At 68.0% G+C, this 24,917-nt stretch carries 24 protein-coding genes and 5 pseudogenes; 7 read left to right on the plus strand and 22 right to left on the minus strand.

What is annotated here, in order from left to right:
• Positions 1–99: 99 nt before the first annotated feature.
• The 5 genes and pseudogenes from ACFV46_RS12630 to ACFV46_RS12650 form a co-directional block, all read right to left on the minus strand.
• Positions 100–630 (minus strand): GNAT family N-acetyltransferase, encoded by a 531-nt coding sequence (locus ACFV46_RS12630; protein WP_385498060.1) that lies wholly within the window; start codon positions 628–630, stop codon positions 100–102.
• Positions 631–903: 273 nt separating this feature from the next.
• Positions 904–2,121, minus strand: a complete 1,218-nt coding sequence (locus tag ACFV46_RS12635; RefSeq protein ID WP_385498061.1) for a DUF6236 family protein — start codon at positions 2,119–2,121, stop codon at positions 904–906.
• A gap of 118 nt (positions 2,122–2,239) precedes the next feature.
• A complete protein-coding gene (locus tag ACFV46_RS12640; protein ID WP_385498301.1) occupies positions 2,240–2,383 on the minus strand; it encodes a hypothetical protein in 144 nt (47 codons plus the stop codon).
• A gap of 80 nt (positions 2,384–2,463) precedes the next feature.
• Positions 2,464–2,789, minus strand: a pseudogene (locus ACFV46_RS12645) (transposase); the annotation flags it as partial.
• Positions 2,789–3,388, minus strand: a pseudogene (locus ACFV46_RS12650) (transposase family protein); the annotation flags it as partial. The pseudogenes ACFV46_RS12650 and ACFV46_RS12645, both read right to left, overlap by 1 nt.
• 62 nt (positions 3,389–3,450) lie before the next feature.
• Here ACFV46_RS12650 and ACFV46_RS12655 point away from each other — a divergent pair.
• Entirely contained in the window at positions 3,451–3,720 is a 270-nt protein-coding gene (locus tag ACFV46_RS12655) for a hypothetical protein (protein WP_385498063.1), read from the plus strand.
• Between the two features lie 321 nt (positions 3,721–4,041).
• Positions 4,042–5,025 (plus strand): hypothetical protein, encoded by a 984-nt coding sequence (locus ACFV46_RS12660; protein WP_385498064.1) that lies wholly within the window; start codon positions 4,042–4,044, stop codon positions 5,023–5,025.
• A 121-nt stretch (positions 5,026–5,146) separates the two neighbouring features.
• On the opposite strand, the gene ACFV46_RS12665 is transcribed toward ACFV46_RS12660, so the two are convergent.
• From ACFV46_RS12665 to ACFV46_RS12715, 11 genes and pseudogenes are all read right to left on the minus strand, one after another.
• A complete protein-coding gene (locus ACFV46_RS12665; RefSeq protein WP_385498065.1) occupies positions 5,147–5,620 on the minus strand; it encodes a hypothetical protein in 474 nt (157 codons plus the stop codon).
• A 32-nt stretch (positions 5,621–5,652) separates the two neighbouring features.
• A complete protein-coding gene (locus tag ACFV46_RS12670; RefSeq protein ID WP_385498067.1) occupies positions 5,653–5,832 on the minus strand; it encodes a hypothetical protein in 180 nt (59 codons plus the stop codon).
• A 45-nt stretch (positions 5,833–5,877) separates the two neighbouring features.
• On the minus strand, positions 5,878–6,126 hold the full coding sequence (locus tag ACFV46_RS12675; protein WP_385498068.1) for an FG-GAP repeat protein: 249 nt from the start codon (positions 6,124–6,126) through the stop codon (positions 5,878–5,880).
• A 95-nt stretch (positions 6,127–6,221) separates the two neighbouring features.
• Positions 6,222–6,326 (minus strand): annotated as a pseudogene (locus tag ACFV46_RS12680) (FG-GAP repeat protein); the annotation flags it as partial.
• A 680-nt stretch (positions 6,327–7,006) separates the two neighbouring features.
• Positions 7,007–7,575: pseudogene (locus ACFV46_RS12685) on the minus strand (kinase).
• 37 nt (positions 7,576–7,612) lie between these two features.
• Positions 7,613–7,840, minus strand: a complete 228-nt coding sequence (locus ACFV46_RS12690; protein ID WP_385498069.1) for a hypothetical protein — start codon at positions 7,838–7,840, stop codon at positions 7,613–7,615.
• Entirely contained in the window at positions 7,837–8,028 is a 192-nt protein-coding gene (locus tag ACFV46_RS12695; protein WP_385498070.1) for a hypothetical protein, read from the minus strand. Before ACFV46_RS12695 ends, ACFV46_RS12690 begins: the two co-directional genes overlap by 4 nt.
• Positions 8,018–9,136 (minus strand): hypothetical protein, encoded by a 1,119-nt coding sequence (locus tag ACFV46_RS12700; RefSeq protein WP_385498072.1) that lies wholly within the window; start codon positions 9,134–9,136, stop codon positions 8,018–8,020. Before ACFV46_RS12700 ends, ACFV46_RS12695 begins: the two co-directional genes overlap by 11 nt.
• A gap of 48 nt (positions 9,137–9,184) precedes the next feature.
• The gene (locus ACFV46_RS12705; protein WP_385498073.1) at positions 9,185–9,322 is read right to left on the minus strand and encodes a hypothetical protein; all 138 of its coding nucleotides are present in this window, start codon (positions 9,320–9,322) and stop codon (positions 9,185–9,187) included.
• Between the two features lie 551 nt (positions 9,323–9,873).
• Entirely contained in the window at positions 9,874–10,380 is a 507-nt protein-coding gene (locus ACFV46_RS12710) for a hypothetical protein (RefSeq protein ID WP_385498074.1), read from the minus strand.
• Positions 10,381–10,461: 81 nt separating this feature from the next.
• A complete protein-coding gene (locus ACFV46_RS12715) occupies positions 10,462–11,457 on the minus strand; it encodes an ArsR/SmtB family transcription factor (RefSeq protein WP_385498075.1) in 996 nt (331 codons plus the stop codon).
• A 453-nt stretch (positions 11,458–11,910) separates the two neighbouring features.
• Here ACFV46_RS12715 and ACFV46_RS12720 point away from each other — a divergent pair, with 453 nt between their 5' ends.
• Positions 11,911–12,105 carry a ubiquitin-like domain-containing protein gene (locus ACFV46_RS12720; protein WP_385498076.1) on the plus strand — a complete coding sequence of 65 codons (195 nt, stop codon included), beginning with the start codon at positions 11,911–11,913 and terminating at the stop codon, positions 12,103–12,105.
• A 1,271-nt stretch (positions 12,106–13,376) separates the two neighbouring features.
• Here the strand turns inward: ACFV46_RS12720 and ACFV46_RS12725 are convergent.
• The 3 genes and pseudogenes from ACFV46_RS12725 to chvE form a co-directional block, all read right to left on the minus strand.
• Positions 13,377–13,768 (minus strand): annotated as a pseudogene (locus ACFV46_RS12725) (hypothetical protein); the annotation flags it as partial.
• 97 nt (positions 13,769–13,865) lie between these two features.
• A complete protein-coding gene (locus ACFV46_RS12730; RefSeq protein WP_385498302.1) occupies positions 13,866–14,219 on the minus strand; it encodes a hypothetical protein in 354 nt (117 codons plus the stop codon).
• A 160-nt stretch (positions 14,220–14,379) separates the two neighbouring features.
• Positions 14,380–15,462, minus strand: a complete 1,083-nt coding sequence (chvE, locus tag ACFV46_RS12735; protein ID WP_385498077.1) for a multiple monosaccharide ABC transporter substrate-binding protein — start codon at positions 15,460–15,462, stop codon at positions 14,380–14,382.
• 764 nt (positions 15,463–16,226) lie between these two features.
• On the opposite strand from chvE, the gene ACFV46_RS12740 reads away from it, so the two are divergent.
• Positions 16,227–18,638, plus strand: coding sequence for an ABC transporter substrate-binding protein (locus tag ACFV46_RS12740; protein ID WP_385498078.1), 2,412 nt, complete (start codon positions 16,227–16,229; stop codon positions 18,636–18,638).
• Positions 18,639–18,836: 198 nt separating this feature from the next.
• Here the strand turns inward: ACFV46_RS12740 and ACFV46_RS12745 are convergent, their stop codons facing one another.
• On the minus strand, positions 18,837–19,271 hold the full coding sequence (locus tag ACFV46_RS12745; RefSeq protein WP_108705104.1) for a response regulator: 435 nt from the start codon (positions 19,269–19,271) through the stop codon (positions 18,837–18,839).
• A 3-nt stretch (positions 19,272–19,274) separates the two neighbouring features.
• The gene (locus ACFV46_RS12750; protein ID WP_385498081.1) at positions 19,275–19,637 is read right to left on the minus strand and encodes a hypothetical protein; all 363 of its coding nucleotides are present in this window, start codon (positions 19,635–19,637) and stop codon (positions 19,275–19,277) included.
• A gap of 125 nt (positions 19,638–19,762) precedes the next feature.
• Between ACFV46_RS12750 and ACFV46_RS12755 the strand changes: the two genes are divergently transcribed.
• Both ACFV46_RS12755 and ACFV46_RS12760 read left to right on the plus strand, forming a co-directional pair.
• A complete protein-coding gene (locus ACFV46_RS12755) occupies positions 19,763–21,340 on the plus strand; it encodes an ATP-binding protein (RefSeq protein WP_385498082.1) in 1,578 nt (525 codons plus the stop codon).
• Positions 21,337–22,512: a PP2C family protein-serine/threonine phosphatase gene (locus ACFV46_RS12760; RefSeq protein ID WP_283288358.1), complete on the plus strand. Its 1,176-nt coding sequence runs from the start codon at positions 21,337–21,339 to the stop codon at positions 22,510–22,512. Before ACFV46_RS12755 ends, ACFV46_RS12760 begins: the two co-directional genes overlap by 4 nt.
• A gap of 369 nt (positions 22,513–22,881) precedes the next feature.
• Here the strand turns inward: ACFV46_RS12760 and ACFV46_RS12765 are convergent, their stop codons facing one another.
• Positions 22,882–23,517 (minus strand): TetR/AcrR family transcriptional regulator, encoded by a 636-nt coding sequence (locus tag ACFV46_RS12765; protein ID WP_361929710.1) that lies wholly within the window; start codon positions 23,515–23,517, stop codon positions 22,882–22,884.
• Between the two features lie 147 nt (positions 23,518–23,664).
• Here ACFV46_RS12765 and ACFV46_RS12770 point away from each other — a divergent pair, with 147 nt between their 5' ends.
• Positions 23,665–24,423 carry an SDR family NAD(P)-dependent oxidoreductase gene (locus ACFV46_RS12770; RefSeq protein WP_385498083.1) on the plus strand — a complete coding sequence of 253 codons (759 nt, stop codon included), beginning with the start codon at positions 23,665–23,667 and terminating at the stop codon, positions 24,421–24,423.
• Positions 24,424–24,917: the final 494 nt, after the last annotated feature.

Consider the following 24,917-nt stretch of genomic DNA (forward strand, 5'->3'; position numbering starts at 1 on the left):
GTGTGTCCCTATTTTTTCCCCAGGTTTTCTTCTTGGCGCCGTTGGTTTTTTGGGTGGGCGCCGGGCTTGTTCCCGGGGGGGCCCCCACCTCCCGCCGTTTTACAGGTTCGCGGTCGGCGGTGGCGGCGGCATCTCGCTCGGCATCAACGCAGCGTGCACCTCGACAGTGTCCTGGCTTGTAATGATTTGCGCGCCATTGCGGCGCAACGCTGTGAGCGCCGCCGTGTTGTGAGCTTTGGTATCCGCGACCACGGTCCGTGCACCGCTCCTGGCGGCTTCGTCCAGGAGCATGCGCAGTGCGGCAGTACCTATTCCGCGGCCGCGTTTCGAACGCGCCAGCCACATCCCGGCTTCCAGTACGTCGGGACAGCCACGGACAGCCAAACGGGCTGAGCCCACGATCTTCCCATCCTGCGTGATCGCAAATGTGGACTCGTGGAGCGGGCCGGAGAGTCCAGGGAGTCGAGCGCGGTGCCAGTTACGGAAGGCGACCTCTCGTTCCCGAGTCCAGCCTGGCGGGCCGGCGACAGGGGGGATGACCTCTTCGGGTGCTGCGTCGTCGACGGCCACTGCAAGAAGTCCTTCAAGGTTTCCCTCGTCCACCTGCTGCAATTCCACGCGACCGATCATGCTGGTTCCTCTCCGCTGAGCGCCGGACACCGGTTGTCGATCCTCACGTCCTGTTGGGTGTCACGCGAGGGATTTTCGGCCCGGCGGGCAGGTATCCGGGATCAACGTGGTTGACGAGGCAGATGAGGATGGCCCGCGAGTGCATGCCAGAAGCGTGAGATGCCCCCTTTCAGCTGCGACGTGCGCAACTGGGTGGCCTGCGCGGACACGCTCCCGGAGGTCTTCGCCATGATCAAGCCCAGCGAGCGTCAACAAGGCTCGTGATCAATACACCTAGATGCTGATGCCGAGACCCCGCAGGCCCGCGAGGGTCCAGCGGTTGATGAAGGAGGCCGGGTCGGCCACCTTCTCGGCCTGCAGCAGGTAGGTGACGGGCGAGTCGGCCCGGATGCGGTCGCGTTCCTTGGCCGTGACATGGTGGAGCCCGACAAGGCCGAAGCCGATCGACGTGGCGGTGACGGCGGGCCATTGCGCTGCCGCGCCGCCGATGGCTCCCAGAGCGGGCAGTTGGGTCTGCAGATTCACCAGTCCGAGTCCTGTGCCGAGCTTGAGCCCCTTGATCGCGGCCTTGAGGTCCTGAAGCGGCTGCTCAAAGTGTGTCCGGCGGATGTGCGCCACGTGGAGGGCGACGATCTGCGGGTCCTGCTCCTCCGACAGGGAGCCGGTCAGTTCGGCGGCGGCCGCGTCGAGGGCGTCGACGAAACGGTCGAACTCGGCTGCGTAGTCGGTGCGCAGCTTGACGATGTCCTCGACGCGTACGTCCGCGAGGCCCTCGGGTAGCGGGAGCTGTGCGGTCAGCAGGGCGACCGCCGAAACCGGGCTCGGGCCGGGCGGGCGGTGGTCGAAGAGCTCCGCGGCGATCCGCGCCTGATCCCAGTCGTGCACCTGCTGTTGGGAGGCAGGGTTGTCGGTGATCGGTGTCAGCCCGTGGCGCCGGGACAGTTCGTCGGTCAGCGCCATCTTGTAGACCCAGGCGAACTTCGGGTCCACGGACATCCAGTCGTACTCCTCGTCGCCTGACAGGAGGGTCGGGCGGCGGGTGTTGAGGCCCAGTTCGGAGTCGAGGAGTGCTTGGCGCAGGGTGGGAGCGAACTCGTCCCAGTGCACTTCGACCAGGGACGTACGCTCGTCACGAGGCCGCCAGACCTCCCCGGGGCGTCCGTAGCGGTTCACGGGCCGCCACTGCGGATCGCTGGGGTCGCTCTCGTCGATGTCGTCAGGGGACACGCCGAAGTAGCGATGCAGTTCCGCGTGATGCTCGCGGATGACACTGATGAAGTGCGGGGCGATCGCTTCCGCCGCCGGGCCCGGAGACAGTTGCCGGATGAAGTCGAGCCCGTCGGCGAGGGCGCGGACGGTATCGGAGTCGTGGACCGGGTAGTCGGCCCCGGCGACGCGGGCCAGCGCCGGCCAGTACAGCGCGGTGGCCTTCACCCACGCGGCGTCCCGGATGTGGACGTACGGGAAGTACAGACCGATGCGCGGTGCCACCGTTCCCCCTCGAGTGTCCGATGCGGATCTCCAACACACCGACCGTACTCAAGATCTCCCCCCTTGACACCGCTCGGGGCCGACCGGGCCACGGAGCCCGCCCGGCGGACTCGCGCGGTCAGTTGACGTCGATCACGACCTTCCCCACTGCGGTCCCGATCTCCACGGTGGCGTGGAGGGCGGCGACGTCAGAAAGCGCGAAGCGCCGGCGGGGGTAGTCGGCGATGCGCTGGCCGGCCGGGAGATCTCGGCGTTGGTACACAGGCCGAGAACCTCGGTGAGGTTGGCCTGGCTCTGCCCCCACAGGGCGTGAAGGTGGCGCGGGGCGAGCCGGTGACGCAGCTATTCCAGATGGGCGGCGAACAGCAGAAGTTGAGCGTAGCGGACTGCGAGCTTGTCGTATTTGGTGGAGACGGCCCGGTGTCTTTTGAGGCGGTTGATGCCGCACTCGACCGCGTGCCTGGCCTCGTAGTCCTCCCGGTCGAATTTCGGCGGACGGCCACCGAGGGAGCCGCGCTACGGTGGCGGACGTGGTCGGCCTTGTCCGGGATGGTGCAGCGGATCCCACGTCTGCGCAGGTAGGTCCGGTTCCTGCGTGAGACGTACGCCTTGTCGGCCCGCAAACGATCAGGGTGGACGCGCGGCCGACCCGGCCCCACGCGGGGCAGTCCGGCAGTTCGGCCTGGCCGCGCCGCCGGCGGTGCGGGACGACGAGTCCGGCGCCCGGATAGCCGCCGTCGGCGATCGTGACCGTGTTGCCAACGACTGCCTTGGCACCGGATTCCCCCCATGCCTTGCAATCGTTGCGGTTCCCGGGCAGAGGCTGGCCGACCACGACGAGCAGGCAGGTATCGGCGTCGATGACGACCTGGTGGTTGGTGGAGTACCTGTAGTTCTTCGACCGCTCGGCGATGGTGTGGTCCCGGGTGGGGATCAGGGTGCCGTCCACGATCAGCACGGTGTCCTTGGCGAACCGCTTGCGGGGCTGGAGGGCGAGCATCGGCCCGAGGTGGTCGATGATCCGGTCCGCCGTCGACTTGGACCACCCGAACAGCGGTGCGAGCTGGCGCATGGGCAGGTTCGTGCGCCAGTAGGCCGCGACCAGCAGGGCCCGGTCCTCCAGCGGAAGACTCCACGGCCGGCCCCTGCGGACCGCGTTCGCCCCTCGCGCCGCAGCACCGTCACCAGCTTCCTGAACTGCCGGGGGGCTCAGTCCGGTGAACGGGGCTATCCAGGACGGCTCCGACGCCGTGATCACACCAGCCACACCAAGATCATCCCAGGCTGGTTAGGGTTTGTCCTTCGAGGTGACGGACTGGAGACGGAATCATGGAACAGGATGACGCCCTGCAACTCGCGGTGGCGTTTCTCGCGGACAGCCAGCGCGATGATGAGCCGCCTCTCGCCATCGACGCAGAGCGGGTTCGTGTGAGCAACGGGCTCCTGATCGTGCCCTACAACTCTGTGCAGTACCTCGCCTCGCGGGAGCCGAGAGAGCAACTGTTGGACTGCTGGCCCCTCCTCGTCGACCTAGCACGCGGAGAAGTGCGGTTCGGGAACCTGGACGAGCGACACCTGTGGAGGAACCCGAGCGCCTGACGCCTGTCCGTAGCCCCAGTTACGGGACAGCCCTTAGGGCGGAGGGTCGCGCTGCGGATCCAGAGGTCGGGTCGAGCCGTGAATCGATCCCCTTGCTGCCTCGGCGCGACGGAATATTTCCCACCCGCATGCATCTAGGACGCCGTGGTGGAAGAATACGAAGTGGGTAGTTTTTGCCCCGTCTGAGTGACGAAGCGGAACTTCCATTCGCGAAGCCGTCTTCCCACTCCTATGACCAGCGCACCACGCGGTCCTTGCACATTCCACGGTTTCCGGTGAAGCAGTTGCTTTGCCGCACAGAAACATGTGAGGCGACGAGTAATGGCGCTTACTTCGTCGAGCGCCCAGCACCCCGATCGGAGCCTGCCCGATGAAGTTGAGCTGGCGTACGATCTGCTGGAGCGCAGAAGGCTGGTAGAGGTCAGCAACGCTGACGAAATGGCTCGCCGCGCGAGCCGAACCGAGAAAGAGCGACGAAAGATCGCATCCGTTCGAGAACAAGTACTCAGGGAGGCCGGAGTCAGCGAGGGGACACTGTCCGACTACCAGGCCATACTGCAGGGGATCGACACGCGGATGTCGCCCGAACAGTGGACTCACGGGCTGAAGCCACTGCCTGAGGGCCCAGCCACCATCACGCCGGAACTTGACGGCTCCAGTGCAGCCCAGGAGATGGAGCGCGTCGCCTACAACGAGTTCTGGTGGAACAAGAGCAACTGGTGGTGGGAAAATGTGATGCGGACCTGGAACGCCGCGGGAAAGCTCTGGTTCGCAGGCTGGATCACATGCCCGGACGGCAACCTGCACAACTATCACTGGGGTGTCAACGCTCTCTACGAGCTCCACCAGAACCGGCTCCTGCCATCCGCCGATGGATGGTACAAATCCAGCCCCTTCGCCGACATGCAGGGGAAGTTCGAGGCCAGAGCTGGAAACGATTTCCTCTCGGGCGACAACTGGTGCAAGTGCTGGGTTCACCTGAAGCACTCGGTTTTCCAAGCTCAATTCGGTGGAGTCAAGTACCTCGGCGGAGGGCTGCAGGACAACACACAGAACCTGGTCAACATCGTTGACGACGGTCAAGTTCGGGAAGTTCCCATGAACCGCCGGTTCTTCTTCCCGCGGATCACGATCTCCAAGTCGGAGATCAATAGCAGCTACAGCCTATGGGCCTTCGTCGAGATCGCCTTCGACCTCCAACTGGAAGGCAGAGGCAGTCACCTGCTGCTCGACTGGCAGGGCGGTCCGGTGGGTCTGGGGATGGTTGTCCCTCAGTGGTTCATCTCCACCGGCCTCTACAGCTGACGGGACCAGGCGTTCCTCCTCTCCAGCGAGAAGGAACGCCGGGGCCGCCAATTAAACCCTGGTCAGGCTAGTGGGACCAGGGCGTGGACGTCGTCGGGCCTGTGCGGGCCTCATTGGAGGCTCAGCGGCGGATGCCTACGTACGCGCGGGCGTGGGACCGACCAGTCCACGTCATCGGGGAGTGCGCTGATCCTGCATGCAATGTAGCGGTGTGGCCATCAGGGCACAGATCCGGAACCGGCGATGAGTGCCAGCCTGCCCTTCTTCCGCTATCACCCCGATCCCCACGCCAGCGGGTCCATCCGCGCGGCAGCCCGGCGCTGCCGCCCCAGACGAGGGTGAGGGAGCCGATGCCGCCCAGCGTGCCCGCCGCCTCGCTCGGCGTGCCCACGAGCAGGTCGGCGTAGCCGTCGCGGTCCAGGTCGGCGTAGCCGTCGCGGTCCAGGTCGGCGGAGGCGACCGACGTGCCGAAGCCGTCCGATTCTTCGGGGGTGCCCGGAACGCCGGTGGTGGCCTGAGTGATGACGGTGCGGTGGGTGGCGGAGACGCCGCTCGCCGAGCCGTGGAGCACGACGACCGCACCGGCGGCGTCCACCGAGCCGTCGGCGGCGCCGGCGGCGCCGACCGCTAGGTCGCGGTAGCCGTCGCCGTTGAGTCGTCCTGTACGGCGGCCGTGTTGGCGCCCCTGTACGGCGCTGCGGCGGCCGCGGGCCTGGCCGGGAGCACGACGGCGGTCAGTGTGGCCGCCGTGGTGACGGCGATCGCGCAGGCGAGGGAGCGCGAGGGGATGCGGGCGGGGGACGGCATGTCTGCTCCGGAGAGGGGAAGCCGGGGTGTGCGCGGTGCGGCTGCTCACGGGCCGGTCACCACCTGGGCGAAGTGTGCGGAACCGCTCGAGCTGAGCCCGGCGCCGCCGGGACCGACGTTGACAGAGCCGGTGGCCGTCACGGACGTGGCAGAGCCGCGCAGGAGCCACAGGCTGCCCGCTCCGCCGTTCTCGCCGGGGGCGCCGATGAGCAGGTCGACGTGTCCGTCCTTGTTCGTGTTGAGGACGCGCACGGCCGCACCGAAGGTGTCGCCGGTCTCCGAGGTGCCCGCCACGCCGGCGGTGTTCTGGGTCCCCCCGTGCTGGCGTGGGCGGTGTCGAGCCGTCCGGCGGTGCCGCGGACGACGATGACGGACCGGCTGTTCCCGTTCTCCCCCGGGGCGCCGATCACGAGGTCGGCCCGGCCGTCCTTGTCGGTGTCACCGACGGCAACGGAGGCGCCGAAGCGGTCCTTGGCCTCACCGGCTCCGGGCACGCCGGAGGTGTCCTGGGTGATGGTCTGGACGCTGCTCGGCGAACCGCCGTATCCAGCGTCGAAGTAGACGATTACCTGCCCGCCGGGCGCGGTCCCGGGGCTCTGCGAGGGGTCCTCCGGGTTGCCGATGACAGGTCGGGCGAGCCGTTGCCGTTGAGGTCGCCCACGGCGGAGACCGTGCCCGCGGGCGGGTCAACGTCCTCGAACCCGGCCGGGTCGGCGAGCCAGGTGGCCGTGCCGTCGTAGCCCCAGCCGCCGTCCCACACTCCGCGGCCGTGGACGATCAGCCGGTCGTTGTCGGTGTTGGGCAGGTCGACGTGGGTTCAGGCTCACCACGGCGGCGACCACACTGATGATGACAATGACCGGGTGGTCGGCCAGACTTCCGCGCCCAGAGCTCATGATGGTCCTCCCCCGTCGGCTCCCCCAGGTCCCGGACGACGCGCTGACGCCCGGTGCCGATGGGGCAGACCATAGCCAAAACGGCACCCGTTCCGAGACCGATTCCGCACCTTGCCGCCACTTGCCGATTGAGCTCAAGGAGCCCCCCATTCGGGGCCAGTGGTGGATCGCAGACGAGGCTCGCAGCGCAGCGCCTGGGATGTGCGGGGTTTCCTGAGTCTCCCCTCACGGTGCTCCACACCCTCGCCGGCTGGAATATGCCGATACCGGAGGGTGGCCTACGCGGGCGGCGCCTTCGTCGCGGCGGTGCTGCGGTCAGCGGTCCGTGGCGGCAGGTGGGCGAGTCCGGTGTCGACCACGATGCGGTCGACGGTTTTGTGTCGGGCACTGTGTGCGCCGATGACAGTTTCGCTCCCGCCGGGCAGCAGATCGAGTTGCCGGTACCAGTCCCTCAGTTGGGCCTCGCTGACATCGTCGGCGATCGGCTTGGTTGAGTCCGGACCAGAGTTTCGCCGAGCGGTACGTGTAGGTAGTAGCCGTGAGTCACGCCGCGGTGGTCGGCACGCAGTTGGGCCAGCATGTCTCCGTATCGGTCGGCGTACAGGATGCCTTCGACCACGACGTGGAACCCGGCGTCCGGGGCGTAGCGGGCCGTCACATCGATAAGGCCGATGTTCGCCGCGCCGGGCCGGTCGCGCTCGCGGAGCACGATGCGGCGGAGTTTATCCTTATGGACCAGGGCCGGCCCGCGGCCGAACCGCTCGCGCAGGCCGGCCGCGACGGACGACTTCCCCGACGCGCTGCTGCCACGCAGGATGACCAGTCTGGCGTCTCCACTGCCCACCATCACGCCCATCCCCTGACAGGCAGTCACCTCCCAGCGGTCATGAGCGATCGGCACCGCGGTGGCCGATCGGACGGCTACCGGACGTCTTACCGTTCCCGAGCGCGGTGGACTGCGGATCACGTGCGCCCAGGACCGTGAACAGGCCAGAGGCGAGGGCCAGTGCGCCGTAGCCGAGCGAGATCTGTGGGAGCGACAAGGTGGAGGTCAGCCGGCCGGCTATGAGGGCCGGAATCGTCGCACCGCTGTACGAGAGAAGGTAGATCACGCTGAAGATCGGCGCCCGGTCGGCGAGCGTGCTGCCGTGCAACAGGCCCCGGTCGCGGCGCTGATGGCGATGCCCTGGCCGGCGCCGGCGAACACCGTCGCGACGATGAACAGCACCAGTGTGCCGGTCGCGATGGCAGCGATGACGCCGGTCATTCCGGCCAGGAAGCTGATGACGTCACTGCACACCGCATACAGGTACGCCGGGTAGTTGATTGTCTGGGCTGCTGATGTAGATGTTGGTGACATAGCCTCCGTACTGAGGCAGATAGGCCCACCACTGATTGGTGTACGGAGGGACCGAGACGGTCTGGCCCTCCTTCTGGCAGCCGACCAACACCTCAACGCCCGCCGGAAGTTGGAGGAGCGCGTCAGGGTTGGTGGAGGCGCTGGGGCGGACGTTCACTCCGGAGCTCCAGGTGCCGAACCACGTCCCCGCTGGACGCACGCTGCCGGGAACGGTCAGCGAACGGGTCAGCCTGCCCAGGTCGGTGTAGGCCTTGCCATAGGGGGTGCCAGTGGGATGCAGGGTGAACACGGCCACGATGGAGCGGTCGGCCGCGCCCACGGTCCCGCTCGTGTGCAGCGCCGGATCCGTGACGTTGACGGCAGGCGCATTGCCGCTGCGGGCCGACGTGGCGGGGCGGCACGTACCGTTCTCACGACCGCCGAAGCCCGACCAGCCCTGCTTCACCGCCCACGGCCGGTCGAAGGCGCCTGCGATACCGAAGTGCTGGTCGAAGAGGTCTGTGGTGGAGCAGCGTGTGGACTGCCTCAGGTTGCCCATGATCAGGTCGCGGACGGGGGTGGCTGCTTCGTCCAGCACATAGCGGTAGATCTTCACGGTGTCCGCTGCCGACATGGTCGTGTAGCCCCACATGCCCTCCTGGCCGGCCGGTGGGGGGTTCGTGTCGGAGAGTTTCAGCAGGCGGGACATCCGGGTGACGATCGCGCCTCCGCCGTTACGTACCCAGAAGTCACTGGCTGCGCCGTCGTCACTGCTGCGGAGCATTGTGTTCAGCTGGGCGCGGTCACTTGCCGGGATCTCGTCAGCCGGGTCACGGTTGTAGAGGTAGTCCAATGCGATCAGGAGCTTGACCAGGGAGGCCGACCGGAATTGCATGGTCGGGTTGAGTTGCTCGGTGAAGGTGCCGGTCTGCCGGTCGAAAACGGCGACTCCTGCCGTGACACCGGGCGGCACTGTGACGGTGGCTGCGTCACGCAGCGGGGATGACTTTGCGTCCGCTGCTGCGGTCGCCGACGGGCTCAGCATGGCCGCGATCAGGGCCACGGTCATCGCACCCAACGCGGTTATGAGACGCCACTTGCTCCAACGGGCCATGGCTCAATCCCGGTTCGCACGCTGGAGGATGGTGCCGCCGCACACCATCGCCACGTCAGGGTGGTCTTCGATCTTGGTCGAGGCGTAGGCGAGGTCGGCCTTCACCGCTTCGGTTGAATGCAGTGGATGTGGGGTGTGCATGGTGGATTACCCATCTTCAGAGGTGGTTGAGCTATCGGTGATGACGAACGCCTTCGTCCGGATGGTCTTCATCGCTTCGGTCAAGATCGAGGCGAGGGCGGCCAGAAACTTCGATGGCCTCGCACATGTGCGGTAGACCGCTGCGACCGCGGCCGAACCCGCGGGCAGGGACTGACGTGCCCGGGATGCCGTCGCCACCGGGATCCGATGTCCCAGTGCCTGGCCTTCAGGCGTCCGGCCAGGCACCGCAGAGCTGCTTCAGCGGTCACACCATGTGGTGAGTTGCTGACATTGGTCGACCGGCTTTCAGCTGCGGCAGCAGCCGGCCCCGGCGGATACAGCCGTCACCCGATCGTGGCCGTTCTGAAAAAACTCAGTGTGCGAGTGGACAAGCCGATGGAGGACTGGCAGACGAGTACACGAAGCTCTTGGCGAACCTGGGTGGTATTGGTCGAGAACCCGCTCACCAAGAGCTTCCCGGATTGACGTGAGAGGAGAAGGAGAGTCCGGGACGGTGGTCGCCCCATGCCTTGACGAGATGTGCAGAGCAGTTAGCAGTTACGGATGGACCAGACTGCGTCCCAGTCGATGTCGTGGATGATGCCGCCGTCAGCCGGGGCGCTGACCAGGAGATTGCCGCTCTGACCATAAATGCTTGCGGTGGCGTTGCCGGTCTGCTGGTTGTAGTAGGCGCCGTCGCCGAGCCAGTTCGACACGGAGTACCGCTGGCAGGCGAAAAGAAAGAAGATCTTCCAGTCGCTCGTGGTCGGGTCCCATACTGCAGCGCAGAAGTTGCCGTCGCCGCAGCTGAAGGAGCCGCCCGCCGGTACATGCTGGGTGTTGACCGCCGGTGAGATGCCCGGTGACGCGGCGGCGAGGGACGCGCCCGCCGGGGCGTCCGACGGGGCGGGTGGGGCGATGAGGAGAGCGTGGTCGGCTACGGCGCCGGACGAGGGCGACACAGCCTGGGCGGGTCCGGCGGCAAACACGGCCGCCAGAGCCAGTATCAGGGCGCCGAGGACGCCGAGGACGGAACGCTGGGCACGCGCTGTGCGCATTCGTTGAACCCCCTGGTCGTTGGTGCGTGCCCCGAGGCTGTTCCTGCCGGCTCCTTCTGCGCCACACACTGAAGCGGTGCCTTAAACGGAAGGCCGTACGCCGTCGAGAAGGGCGAGGCCCGTGGGAGTGCTGGTGTGCAGGACATACCTGCCGCGGCGCACACTGACCAGTAGGCCGGCCTGGCGCAGGACAGCCGTGTGCTGGCTGACCGCCGCGCCGGAGATATCCAGGCGGATGGCGAGTTCACCGGTCGTCGCCCCCATGACAACGTTCTCCAGGATGGCGGCGCGGGTCCGGCCGATGAGCGCGGCCAGGGATGCGTCGCCTTCGGCGCCGGTATTCTGGAGGGCCCAGCCGAGTGTGTGCTCGATCGGGTACACCAGGACGGGCGTGAGCGTGTCGTCGGCGACCGTGACGGGTCTGCGCAGGCAGAAGAAGGACGGCTGGAGCAGCAGTCCTCGCCCACCCAGGTACACGTTTCGTTCGACCGGGTAGTCCGCCTCCAGGACAGGCGGATGCCAGCGCAGCACGGGACGGAACCCTTGCAGCAGACCGTCGGTTCCCCCGTCCAGCACCGACCGGGCCCGTATCGCCCGGTCAGCATCCACCTGGGCCAAGATCTGGTTCCAGTACGGCGCGAGGGCGCTGTGGTGCTGAGCCTGCAGGGCAGCACCCAGGCGACGCAGCGCCGCGGGTTCGCCCTCTGCCAGGGCCCGAGTCGAGGGGGGCATCGGATGTAAGCGGTGTGTGGAGGCGGCAAGCAGAGCCAAATCGCGACGCAACCGAAACCGGGGCGTTCCGAGCACGGTCTCGACCGCGCTCGCGAGATCGAAGAAATCTTGCAGATCAGGGGTGAGGAAGTCCGGAGAATATCCCCTGGGAGGTAGCAGAGCGGCCAGCAGGCCGTGCGCCCGCCCCATGCGCGGCCGCACGAGCTCACGCCACTGCCCGAACAGCAGCGGCGCGTCCTTGCTGATCAGCACTTGGAAACTGTTGGTGATCTCCCACAGGGGATCGGGGGCGGCCGCGACACGTACGCGTGTGAGGTCGTCAGCGGTGAAGTGGACCCGCAGCATGAGGTCTCCGATGGTGGTCGGTCATCGGACGGGACGAAACGATCATTACGACAGTGACCGACCGCACCGGTGCGGACAAGACAGCATTCAGACGCCCGCCGCATGATGCGGCACCCCCGGAGCCCGCCCTTGGCCGTCGCAGGTGAGATGGACCTTCGTGGTCAGCCCGCCGCGGTCGCGTCTGCGCGCAAAGCTGGTACCAGGTACGTATTCCAAGTCCGCGGTATTAGTACGCGAGCCCCGGGTGGGCTCAGCTCCTCAGCTCGCCAGGGTCGTGGTCGCCGACGCTGCGGGGCCTCATCAAGCGACCGGGCCCAGCGCCCACAGCGGTCGGCTGGAAGCTCTCACGCAGAGTGGCTACGAACGCCGCCGGTGACGGTGTGGGGCGCCTGTTTCACCGTGCCTGAGCGGTGGAAGGGCTGAGCGGTACTTCTTCGCTCCTTGGAGGACTTCATGCCAGAAGATTTCGAAGACGTCCCTGAGCTTGAGGACGACACCATCGAGGACACCGTCGACGAGACCGGGATTGACCCCAAGGACATCGAATTGGTCATGGCCCAGGTCAATTGTTCAAGGGCGAAGGCGGTCCGGGCCTTGAAAGAGAGCAACGGCGACCTCATCAACGCGATCATGGCGGCCAGCGAATAGTTGGCGAGCCGCGAAGCGGTGCCAGCGTCCCGAAGCCGGAGCCCGGGAGGTGGGCGCCGCGGTAGGACGAGGGGTGGCGTTGGCTCGGCAGCCTGGGTCTGTTCTCCTGTCCCGCTTGTCCATCGGTCGTCGTGGTCGACGAGCAGGGCAGGCACGTCCTGCCGTAAACCGCCGACGCCCTTCATCCCTGCCACGGCTGGTGCGGCACGTCGGTAGGAGTGAGGTCCGGGCGGGGAGCTGGTACCAGGCACGTATTCCAAGGCTGCGGTATTCCTAGGTCAGCCTGGGCCTTTGGTGAAGGGCGGTGTGGGCCGGTTCAGTCCTCACACTTGCAGCCCTCTGCCGCGGTGGCGGTCAGGAGTACCGGCCGCGCTCCCCAAGGCTGGCGGCCCCAGCGTCGCGGTTCAGCCCGCGTACCGCAGGCGGGCGGTTTTGTCGTCGCGGCCCGGGCAGGGTGGTGCCGGGCGCAGGAAGGAGGCCGGTGACGGCGACGACGATCGCCTCGCTGAGTGCGCGCTTCGTGCTTCCTGTACCCGCCCGGCACGAGTTCGAGGACCAGGCCCTCGATCCAGACCGCCGTGTAACTCCAGCACCGCTTGGCGCTCATGGAAGGGACGGAAATACGCCGTACGCGCCCTCTCCGAAGGCCTCTGCCAGGAGAGCCGCGACATCAGCGTCACCCTCATCAGCCCCGGCTTCACCCAGAGCGAGCTGCTGGACCAGGGCGGCGCCGCCGAGGCACAAGCCGCAGCACGCAACGCCGCACAACGACTCGCCATCCCCGCAACCGCGGTAGCCGAAGCAATCGGCTTCGCCTTCCACCAGCCGGCCACCGTCGACGCCGTTAGGCAGTGCGCATCCTCATCCGTGTTTGGCTTCCGACCCGGGCTTGACCAGTCCTAGGACCGCCATTGCGATGAGAGCGAGCGCGCTCACGGCCGAGATCGCCGGAAGGAGAGCCACCCCATCCGCGAGTTGCCACGCTGCACTCACGATGAGCAGAGTTCCGGCCAGCAGATAGAGGACGCTGAGAGGGCGGCTCTTAGGGACGAAATTCCACTTGTGGTCATTCACGGTTGCCTCCGACTCGGTCACGTGGCGCTTGTACCCCGAGGAGAGCGACAGTCACGCACGATGTCCGCCGGCCCTGGCCCCCGAGTGCCGCGCCGCCCACCCACGAAGCCCGTCAGGGACGTAGTCACTCGTTGGTAGATGCAGGGCTTCGTGCGTCTCCCGATCCTGATTCGAGGAGGCACCCTTCATGGCGGCGTGGCCAGGCCGCGCCACTGCTTCAGCCGATTGATGCTCCGCTCGACAACGTTGCGCTGCTTGTACGCCTCGGCGTCCAAAGCCGGCGGGCGCTCCCCGTCCCCCGGCGTAGCCGGTTGCCGTTCTGCTCGGGCGGCTGGGACATGACGCCATGGAGCCCGCGCCGCCGGAGATCCTTGTGGATCGCGCGAGACGAGTGCGCGTGGTCCACGGACGTAACGAGCCGGGCCCGTCCGACAGGTCCCGCCAGGGCGAGCAGGGGGAGCACTTCCCCGCGATGGCCTCCGCCGTTTCGGCGGTGATCGGCCCATCGCCGACCGCGGACCGGATCGGCCGACATAAGCGGCTCGACCCGGTCCCACATCGCAACAGTGATCACTTGCCGGACGGACACATCCGATCAGCTGCACACGCCAGTTGGACACCTCGACCCCGTAGACCTCGGCCAGAGGGCCGGAGGCTTCACCTTGTGTGAGGCTTCTCGCGAACAGCTACAGGACCATCTCACCGACCCCGGTCGTAGCGCCCTCTCCTTCCTCACCCAGGCGTCCGGCCTCCTCGCCGGGCAGCTCGACGAGAACCTGGTCGCCGCGCCGCCCCTGCCGCTTCTCGACGATATGCGGATCGAACGTGCCCGAGGTGTCCCGGGGGACCTTGGCCTCGACCGGCCCACGTCGGTCAGCACAGTTTGACTCGGCCCTCGTTGTGGGAGTGGCGGCTGCCGGGCCGAGCCGCGTCGTGCCCGCTTCGTCAGCTGCTGCAGCAGCCCGCCGTGCCCGGTCAGATGCAGCCCGTCCCACCCGGCCCCGCTCCACCAGCATCGCGGCCAGATGCTCATCGGACACGGGCGCAGGCTGCGCCGCCGCGGCACTCTCCGTCTGACTCCGTCGTTTCTAACTCCGAGGTGGCATTGGTCGCTTGACGTCTCTTCCGCGGTCGTCGGATCCGCCGTTCGTTCTGCACTCCCGTGCGTTCGTGCCAGTGCGTCGCACGGAGGCTGTGCTGCTACTTCAGCTGGTCGGCTGTGAAGTATTCGGACTTGACCAGGACGTCGTAGTTGGTCTTGTCCACGCTCGTGGGCTGCAGCAGGACGGCCGGGACCGCCTTGACACCGTTGTCGTAGTCCATGCTGTTGTCCACCTCAGGCTCCCTCTCGTTGAGGATGTCGTCGACCATGGTCGCCGCGGCCTGGGCGAGTTGGCGGACATCCTTGTAGACAGTCTGTGACTGCTGGCCCGCGATGATGGACTTCACCGAATCCAGTTCGGCGTCCTGACCCGTGATCACCGGAAGCGGTCTGCCGCCGGAGCCGTAACCGGCCGACTTCAGCGCGGACAGAACGCCCCTGGATATGCCGTCGTACGGCGACAGGACCGCGTCGACCTTCCTGCCACCGTACGACTTGCTGAGGATGCCGCTCATACGCCGTTGCGCGGTGGCCCCGTCCCAGCGCAGGGTGGTGATCCGGTCGAGTTCGGTCTGACCGGACGGGACGACCAACTTGCCCCTCTCCAGGTACGGTTCCAGAAGGGCCATCGAACCGTCGAAGAAGTACTTGGTGTTGTTGTCGTCGGGTGAGCCGGCGAACAGCTCGATGTTGAACGGGCCCTTGCCGTCCTCCAGGTCGAGCTTCTCGATGATGTAGTGGGCCTGCATCCGGCCGACCATCTCGTTGTCGAAGGAGACGTAGTAGTCGACGTTCCGGGTGCCGAGGATGAGCCGGTCATAGGAGATCACCGCGATATCCGCGTCGGCGGCCCGCTGCAACACGGAGTCCAGCGACCTGTTGTCGATCGCCGCGATGATCAGAGCGTCGACGCCCTGCTCGATCAGTTCCTTGATCTGTGAGACCTGGGCCTTCGGGTCGTCGTCGCCGTAGACCAGCTTGGTCTTGTAGCCCCTGGCCTTCAGGCTCTGGACGACACTCTTACCGTCCGTGAGCCACCGGTCGGAAGCCCGCGTCGGCATGGCAATACCGACGGCACCACCATCAGAAGCACCCCCCGAGCCGTCTTCACCGTTCTGGCTGCACGCGGACAGGAAGGCGAGAGACACGGTTCCGGCGAGGACGGCTCTTCGGTTGAGCATGGTGATCGTTCCTTGTTCTTCTCGTCGTTGAGGAGATGAGGGCGCGAAAATGTGGAGCAGCGGGGAGGGGTGGAGCGGGCTGTACAAACTCACCGAACGGTGTCGCGAACCACGGGCCGTGCAAATGCACCACTGGGGCCCTCGAGTGATTGCACCGCGATGAACGCATAAGCGGCGGGATTTGGTTGACCTCTCTGGGTCAGGTGAACTCGGTCCCTACCTTTGCTCGTCCCCATGGCATCTCCAGGCCCTGTGGATCGGGGACCGTTGCGTCGCTAAGCCTCATTGTCCGAGACTCTCTGACTTTCGTGAGCCGGTGCCCGCGTGCACCTCGAGCCACGTGGCGCAAGTTCCGAAAGACACAGGCACTCGCCTCTCAGATGTTCGATATTTCGTCACTCGTTCGAAAAGATGACGCGAAGTTAGGGGAAGAGTGACGGGCTGTCAACGGTGTGAACAGATCTAGGTGCCGTGGTGGAGGTTGCGCAGGTCGGTGAGGGTGAGGACCGGAACCCGACCGGTCGCGGGGCGCTTGCAAGGACTCAACCCGCGCTTAGCACAGAGGATTTGGTCATAGTGGCAGATCCAGCGAAAGTCATACGCAGCGAACCCTGCTCCCTACCATGAGCGTTCTGTACGTGACGTCATGCCACGTACAGACTTCACCCCGGGGAGACCAGCCAGCTCATGGATCTTGTCACCACGTCATGAACGAGCCATCCTCACCCTCATCCGAACGGCCCGACGAGATCTAGAGTGTTCGCGTGACCGAGCAGAACCCCGAAGTCATCGCAGGCCGGTACGAACTGATCGAACGCATCGGCCAGGGCGGCATGGGCCGGGTCTGGCGTGCCCAGGACCGGCAGCTCTTCGGACGCGAGGTCGCCGTCAAGGAGATCCTCTTCCCCCCGGGGATGGACGACGACGAGCGGGCCACGCTCGTCGGACGCTTCACCGGTGAGGCCCGTGCCGCGGTCGTTCTCAGCCACCCGGGGATCATCACGATCCACGACGTGGTGGAGCACCGCGGTGCCCCCGTCATCGTCATGGAGTTCGTCCGTGGTGCGTCGTTGGCCGCCGCCATCCGCACGCAGGGCCGGCTGCCCGTGCGGCGGGTGGCGGAGATCGGCGCGATCGTCCTCGACGCCCTGACCGAGGCACACGGGTCGCGGATCGTCCACCGTGACATCAAGCCGGACAACGTGCTCCTGACCAAGGACCGTGTCGTCCTCACCGACTTCGGCATCGCGCACCTCGCGGACGCCACGACGAAGCTCAGCCGCAGTGGAATGGTCATCGGCACCCCGCAGTACATGTCCCCGGAGCAGCTCGAGGGGAAGCGGCCGACTCCCGCCAACGACCTGTGGGCGCTGGGGGCCACGCTGTACCACGCCGTAGAGGGGCAACCCCCGTTCGACGCGGACGGGTTGCACGCCCTGGCGGTGGCCGTGTTCACCCGCCCGCACCGACCACCGGTGCACGCCGGACCGCTCGCGCCGGTGCTGGACGCGCTGCTTGTCAAGGATCCCGAGCAGCGGGTGGGTGCCGCCGAGGCCGGCCGGATGCTGGCGTCGGTGCTCCGCTCCCTCCCGGCCGCGGAGGAGGCGGACGAGCGTGGTCGCGCACCCGAAGCGGAACACGACGCCGAGGCGGATCCGGCACGTCCCACCGATCCCTCCCCACCCTCCGCCCCTGCGGACCCGCGGGTTCCCACGGTCCCGGACTCCGGGGCGACACCGGTCGATCCCCGGCGTCCGAGCAGCCCGGACCGCCCGACCAGTCCCTCACCGATCCCGGACCGCCCGACCGGTCCTCCGCCCGTGCCGGGACCCGTGCCTCCTCCGCCCACGGAGGACCTGGTGTCACTGAAGGCGACCGTCACGGCGGAAGCGGGCGACCGGAAGGCCGGACGGGCACGTGTCCTCACCCGGCGCTCCGTGATCCTGGGCGCGGCTCTGGCCACGCTCGCGGCCGGTTCCGCACTGACCTGGACCTTGTCCGGTGACAACGAGAAGCCGCACGGCGGCGGTGCGGCCGGGAGCGGCGCCGAGGGTTCCACCGTCACCGTCGCGATCGGCGTGGACGCGCCGCTCACCGGGGCGCTGGCGGAGCTGGGGCTGGGTGTGCGGAACTCCGCCGACCTCGCCGTCCGGACGGCGAACGAGAAGAAGGTCGTCCCCGGTGTGCGCTTCGAGATCAAGGCGGTGGACGACGCGGGCGACCCCGCCAGGGGCGCGACGAACGCCGCGGGCTTCGTGTCCGACGCGAAGGTGCTCGGCGTGGTCGGCCCCGTGAGTTCCAGCGTGGCGGAGTCGATGGTGCCGCCCTTGGCCGAGGCCGATCTGGTCAACGTCTCGCCGGCCAACACCAGCCCCGCCCTGACGCTGGGCCCCGACTGGGCCTCCGGTGGCAAGTCCCGTCCTCACGACACCTACTTCCGCACCCTGGCCAGCGACGCGGACCAGGGGCCGTTCGCCGCGCGGTATCTGCGGAACGACGCGGGGAAGGGCAAGCTGTACGTCGTGGACGACCGGACCGCCTACGGCACCGCACTCGTCTCCGGGTTCACGGCCGAGTTCGAGAAGCTCGGCGGGAGCGTGGTGGGCCGGGAGCACGTCGACACCGACCAGAGGGGGTTCTCCGGCCTCGTGGCCAAGGTCCGGGCTTCGGGCGCCGACGCGGTCTTCTTCGGCGGCTACTACGACACCGCAGGGGCGCTCTCCAAGCAGCTCGGCCAAGCCGGGGTGGACGTGCCCCTGATGGGCGGCGACGGCATCTACGACCAGCAGTACCTCACCTCCGGACCGGAGGTCGACGGAGACCTCGCCGTGAACATCGGTGTGCCCGCCGAGCAGCAGGCGAAGGGGGCGGACTTCCTCGCTCGGTACCGCAAGGCGGGGTATGCCGAGGCAGCCGGCTGGTACGGGCCGTACGCCTACGACGCCGCCTGGAGCATCGTCGAGGCCGTCAAGGCCCTGGTGAAGGCCAACGACGGCACTCTGCCCGGGGACGCGCGGGCGAGGATGCCCGAGGCCGTGTCGCGGCTCACCTTCGACGGAGTCACGGGCCGGGTCGCCTTCGACGGCTACGGCGACACCCGCAACCGGCGCCTGACGGTGCTCTCGGTCGAATCCGGGCGGTGGACCAGCGTGACCAGCGGCCCCGCCGCTCCGTGACACCGAGCCGATGAAGGGCCGGCCGGCGCCGAGCGGCCCTGTGAGCCGCCTCGGACCAGGCCCATGCTCGCGGCGCGATCGGGTGCCGAGCGCTCGCCGCAGGCCGTCGACTGCCTCTGTGGATACATAAGGCTCACGCATCCGGCGAGCACCCGTTCGCGAGCAGGCCGGAACTCGCGAACGGGTGGGCGCGGCCGGTCAGGCCTTGGGGGGCTTCACGGCGATGTCGAGGTAGAAGGCGTCGATGCTGCGTACCGCCGCTTCGAACTCGTCGAGGTTGACGGGCTTGGTGACGTAGGCGTTGGCGTGGTGGTGATAGGCGCCGGTGACGTCGTCCGGGGCGGCCGAGGTGGTCAGGACCACGACGGGGATGGTGCGCAGCTCGGGGTCCTCCTTCACGACGGCGAGGAACTCCCGCCCGTTCATCCGCGGCATGTTGAGGTCGAGCACGATGAGGTCGGGACGCTCGTTGCTCTGGTCGCGCAGGAATTCCAGGGCCGCGATGCCGTCGGAGACCTGGGTGATGTTGCGGGTTCCGCGTTCGGTGAGGGCGTCCTGGATGAGCAGGGCGTCGGCGGCGTCGTCCTCGACCAACAGCACGTCGTAGGGATGGGTTGCGGCGGCGGCGGCCATGGTTCACGAGCTCCGGGGTCGGGGGGTGGGATGGGGTGGACTGCTGGTGATCAGGCCGGGCCAGCGGCGCCGGGCTCCTTGCCGGCTCATGTTCATGGCCTGACCGATCTCCGGGTAGCCGGCGCCGTGCGCGGCTGCGGCGTGGGCTGCCTGATCCTCCAGGTGCCGGACGCATTCCTTGACGCCGGCCAGGACGTGCAGGCGCGCCAGTGCGCCCTGGCGGGCCTCACCGGTGATGTGGGTGAAGTCAGCCGAGAGGTCGCCGCTGTGCTGCGCCATGCAGCGGGTGAGTTCGTCGACCACCTGTGCCACCAGCGCGGTCGTCTCCCCGCCTGAGGGGGCCGCGGTGGAAGAAGATCTGGGCATGACAGCAGCCTAGGGCTTCGATCTTCCCCAGGACAACGTCCGTTGTCATGTCACGGGTACAGTGTGCGTGTCGCGTGTGGATGTCGTGGCGCGAGTCGTTACTTGAGGGAGAGATTCGAACCGCGATGAGCAGAAGGCCGTCGCCCGCCGAGGGTGCCCTGTCCGCCTGGACCACCCGCCGTTGGCTTCGGGTCGGCGTCTCGGTCACCCTGTCCGTGCTGACCGTCCTGGGGGCCCTGGGCACTTGGGCAATGTGGCGGACATCACAGCTGACCAACGAGGTCGTCGATCGCCGCACCCCTGCCCTGATCGCCTCGATCAGGCTGGAGGAAGCACTGGTCAACCAGGAGACCGGTATCCGCGGCTACGGACTGTCCGGCAGCGAGGACTTCCTGGCCCCCTACCGACAGGGCCTGGCGGACGAGCGCTCCGCCCTCAGGACGCTCAAGCCCCTGCTGAAGGGCGATGACGGGGGCCTCAAGGATCTGGCCGAGGTGCAGGCGCTGGCCGGTACCTGGCACGAGCGCATCGCCCGCCCCGTGTCGACAGCGGCTCCGAACGACGTGGTCGAGGCGGCAGAGAAGCGCACGGCGGAGGGCAAGGCCACCTTCGACCGGCTGCGCACCGCCATGACACGCCAGCAGGCGCACCTCCAGGACCGGCGCACCGAGGTCAGCCGCGAGCTGCGGGCGGCCATGACCATACGGAACTGGATGTTCACCGGCATCGCCGTCGTCATCGTCCTGGTCACGGTGCTCATCTTCGAAGGCCTGCGCCGCGGCATCACCGCTCCGCTCGCCCGGCTCGGCGCGTCGGCCCGTGACGTCGCACAGGGACGCTTCGACCGTTCCCTGGACGGCGCGGGTCCGGCCGACCTGCGCCGGCTGGCCGCCGACGTGGACCTGATGCGCCGGCGCCTGGTCGCGGAACTTCAGTCCACCGAGGAGTCCCGCAGGCTGCTGGACGAACAGGCGGCGGACCTCAAGCGATCGAACACGGAACTGGAGCAGTTCGCCTACGTCGCCTCCCACGACCTGCAGGAACCGCTGCGCAAGGTGTCCAGCTTCACGCAGCTCCTGCAACGGCGATACGGGGGCCAGCTGGACGAACGGGCCGACCAGTACATCGACTTCGCAGTCGACGGCGCCAACCGCATGCAGAACCTCATCAACGATCTGCTGGCGTTCTCCCGCGTGGGCCGTGTGCACAACGACCACCGCACCGTGGACCTGCAGAGCGTGCTCGACAGCGCGCTGGGCAACCTCAGCGTGGCCATCGAGGAGAGCGACGCCGAGATCACCAGCGACCCGCTGCCCACCGTCGCCGGGGACAGCACCCAGCTCACCATGCTCTGGCAGAACCTGCTCTCGAACGCCATCAAGTTCCGCAGTCCCGAACGGACACCGCGCATCCACATCAGCGCCGTCGTCGACGACAACGTATGGCGGTTCGCGGTCAGCGACAACGGCATCGGGATCGCACCGGAGTTCCAGCAGAAGGTCTTCATCCTCTTTCAGCGGCTGCACACCAAGGACGCCTACCCCGGCACCGGTATCGGCCTGGCCATGTGCAAGAAGATCGTGGAGTTCCACGACGGGACGATCACCATCGACCCGGACCACCAGCCGGGGACCCGCGTGGTCTTCACCCTCCCCGTCCCGGCGAACGGAACCGCGGCGCCGGAGGGGGAGGCACAGCCGTGAGCGACCCCAGAGCGGGCGGTGCCGAGCAGTACACCATCGTGCTGGTGGAGGACGACGACGGGGACGCCCTTCTCGTCGAGGAGCTCCTGTACGACACCGATCTGCCGCACAGCTTGATCCGCTGCCGCTCAGCCGCCGAAGCCCGGGCGACGCTCGCCACCACGCCGGTCGACTGCGTTCTTCTGGACCTGCACCTGCCCGACGCCTCCGGCGTGGAGACCGTCCAGGCGCTCCAGCCGGAGACCCACGGCGCCGCCATCATCGTGCTGACCGGCCTGGCCGAGCCCCGGGCCGGGGTCGAAGCCCTCGCCGCGGGCGCCCAGGACTACCTCGTCAAGGGCAAGGTCGATCCGGACCTGATGCAGCGCGCGGTGCGCTACGCCGTGCAGCGAAAGCACGTCGAGCAGGCCAGCGCCGCGCTCCGGATCGGGCAGCTCCGCGCCGAGGAGAACGCGCGTCTGGAGCGCGGACTGCTGCCCGAGCCCCTTCTCACCTCGGCCACTGTCAACGCCGCCAGCCGGTACTACCCGGGCCGGGCACAGGCACTGCTCGGAGGCGACTTTCTGGACGTCGTCCAGACCGACGACGGCCAGGTCCACGCCGTCATCGGCGACGTCAGCGGCCACGGCCCGGACGCCGCGGCCCTCGGCGTGTGCCTGCGCATCGCCTGGCGCGCGCTGACCCTGGGCGGCCATCGCGACCAGCAACTGCTTCATCTGCTGGAACGCATACATGTCGCCGAGCGCACCGGCCACGACCTGTTCGCCACCTGCACCCTCATCACCCTGGACCCCGCCGCCGCGACGTGCACCCTGCACCTGGCCGGCCACCACGAACCGCTGCTGCTGACCAGCGCCGGCGCCCGCGAGGTGACCGCCGCGCACGGAGTCGCCCTCGGCGTCGCGCCCGGCCTGGGGAAATGGCCGTCGACCACCTTCTCCCTCCCTCCGCGCGGAGCTCTGCTCGCCTACACGGACGGCCTCATCGAAGGCTTCGCCGGTACGGCCGGCACCCGGCTCGGAGTCGAGGGCCTGCTCGACATCCTCGACACACTGCGCACCGCGGACCCCGGCGCCCATCTCGACGCGCTCATCGTCGAGACCCGCGCCCTCAACGCCAACCGGCACACGGACGATCTCGCCATCCTCCGCCTGGACTGGGATCTCGCGTAGGGCCGATCCGCGACGACAGTGCGCCTGGCAGAGGCCGCGTCGAGGTCGGCCGGGGCCAGTCCGGCGGTACGTCTTGATCACGTCTTCGAAGAGACGCGCGAGCGGGCCCGACCCCGCGCAGGGGGTTCCACTGCCGGGCGCGGGGCCGCAAGGCCTGCCGCGCGTGCAGGTGGCGGTGCACGGTGGGGACTGGGGTGACGCGCAGGGTGTGGCCCAGGCCGCGCCGTACGGTCGCTCCTTGGTCGAGCGCGGCGCGCTCGGCGGGCTCCGGACCGGCGGTGCGGAGGCGGTCGGCGCAGCGACGACCCGCAGGGTCGCGGCTGCGCGGGCCCCGGCGCCGGGAGGGCGGCCTACGAATCCAGCTTCGGATCAGGCTGGTCGATCGCAGGCGTAGCGGGCGAGCATGGTCTCCACCGCCTGCTCGACGGCGTAGCGGACGTCGGAGGCCGTGGGGTCCCAGTCGGTCAGCAGCATGCGGGGCCACAGGACGTAGTTGGCGATCATCCCGAGGAACTGATTGGCGGCGCTCTCGGCGTCCGGGACGTCGGCGTTACCGGCCTCGTGCTCCGACTCCAGGTAGTGCTGGACAGAGGTGAAGTAGGGCAGCTTGCCGAGTTGGAACTGCATCCGCCCCAGTTCGGGGAAGCGAGGCAGCTCGGCGATGACGATGCGGAACAGGGCTGTCATACCGGGCCGGCCGATCAGGTCGGCGTAACGGTGGCCGATGGAGGTCAGACCGGAACGCAGATCTCCGGCCTGAGGCCGCGCGACGGCACCGGGGGCGTCACGCTGCCATGACTCGGTGACGATGGCCTCGAAGAGGGCTGCCTTGGTGGGGAACTGCTTGAACAAGGTGGACTTCGAGACCGCCGCCCCTTCGGCGATCCGCGCGAGGGACGTGCCGTCGTAACCGTGGTTCAGGAAGAGATCCGTGGCCGCGGAGATGATCGCCTCACGCTTCTGCTGGGCGAGGCGGCGGTGGTGGGCTGAGAGCTCTGCTGCCATGCCTGCAGTATGCCCCAGATCCGAGGCGAGTCACTTGACTCGCCTCTTTGCTGCTGCCTACGCTGCAATGGAAAGGCGAGTCGATCGACTCGCATCTGATGGCGGTGCCCGGTGTCTCTCCGGTGCCGTGCGATGAGGGAGTAGCGGATGGCAGCCGACAGGATCGCTTTGGTGACCGGTGGGAACCGTGGTCTGGGCCGGAGTACGGCTCTTGCGCTGGCGGCGCGAGGGGTGCGGGTCGTGGTCACCCATCGCGGTGATACGTCGGGGGCCGAGGAAACGGCGCAGCAGGTGCACGCCGTGGGTGGGACCGCCGCTGTCGTGCGTCTCGACATCAGCGACGTCCCCTCTTTCGGAGCCTTCACTTCCGAGCTGAGCGAACTGCTTGAGCGCTGGGGGGCTTCGCGGCTCGACATCGTGGTCAACAACGCGGGGGTGGGTGTGTTCGGCCCTCTGGAAGCTGTCACGACCGACGACTTCGACACGGTGTTCGACACGAACGTGCGGGGCCCGTTCTTCCTCATCCAGTCCCTCGTGCCGATGCTGGCGAAGGACGCCCGCGTCATCAACGTCTCGTCGTCGTTGACCCGCCACACCAGCGCCGCGACCTCGGTCTACTCCGCCTCGAAGGCCGCCGTCGAGGCTCTGAGCCGCACTCTGGCCGCAGAACTCGGCCCCCGAGGTATCCGGGTCAACTCCATTGCCCCGGGGCCGACCGCCACCGACTTCAACGGCGGTGCCATGCGGGATGACGCGGGTATGCGCCAGGGTCTGGCCGGGCAGACCGCGCTGGGCCGCGTCGGCGAACCCGAGGAGATCGGCGACGCCATCGCCACACTGGCGTCCGACGGCCTGCGCTGGATGACAGCCCAGCGCATCGAGGTCTCCGGCGGCGCCCTCCTGTGACCGACCGGGCGATCTGTCCCGGGCCACAGGCAACGGCGCGCCGGATTCATTCCGGCCCAGTCGTTGGGGTCCTTCTGCCCTGCTGGACACGCCCCTCAGCGGCGGCCCGGTCGGCGAGCGCCACGGCCAGGGCGCGCAACCTGCGTGCACCGTCTTTCCCGCACCAACTCCCCCGGCCCCACCACGGCGTGGGCGCGCCCGGTCACCTCTCCGAGCGCCAGCACCGGCCGACCGCGCCCGTCCCGCCGCCCCCTGAGCGCGTGCGCCACGTGCTCAGGCACCACCTCCCTGCGCCACGGCCACGATCAGTACGTCCCCCTGCCGGTGCATAGCCGTCCTCTCACCGCCGGGTACACCACGCACCCCGGCCTCGTGACCACCCGACCGTAGGGGCGGCCACTGACAACCCCCGTAAGCCGCCCCGCCATCCGGTGCTGTCAGTGGCAGTTGGTAGAACTGCGGCATCACGGATCGCACACCCTTTCTTACAGGAG

The organism is Streptomyces sp. NPDC059852 (genome assembly GCF_042731455.1).
GTDB lineage: Bacteria > Actinomycetota > Actinomycetes > Streptomycetales > Streptomycetaceae > Streptomyces.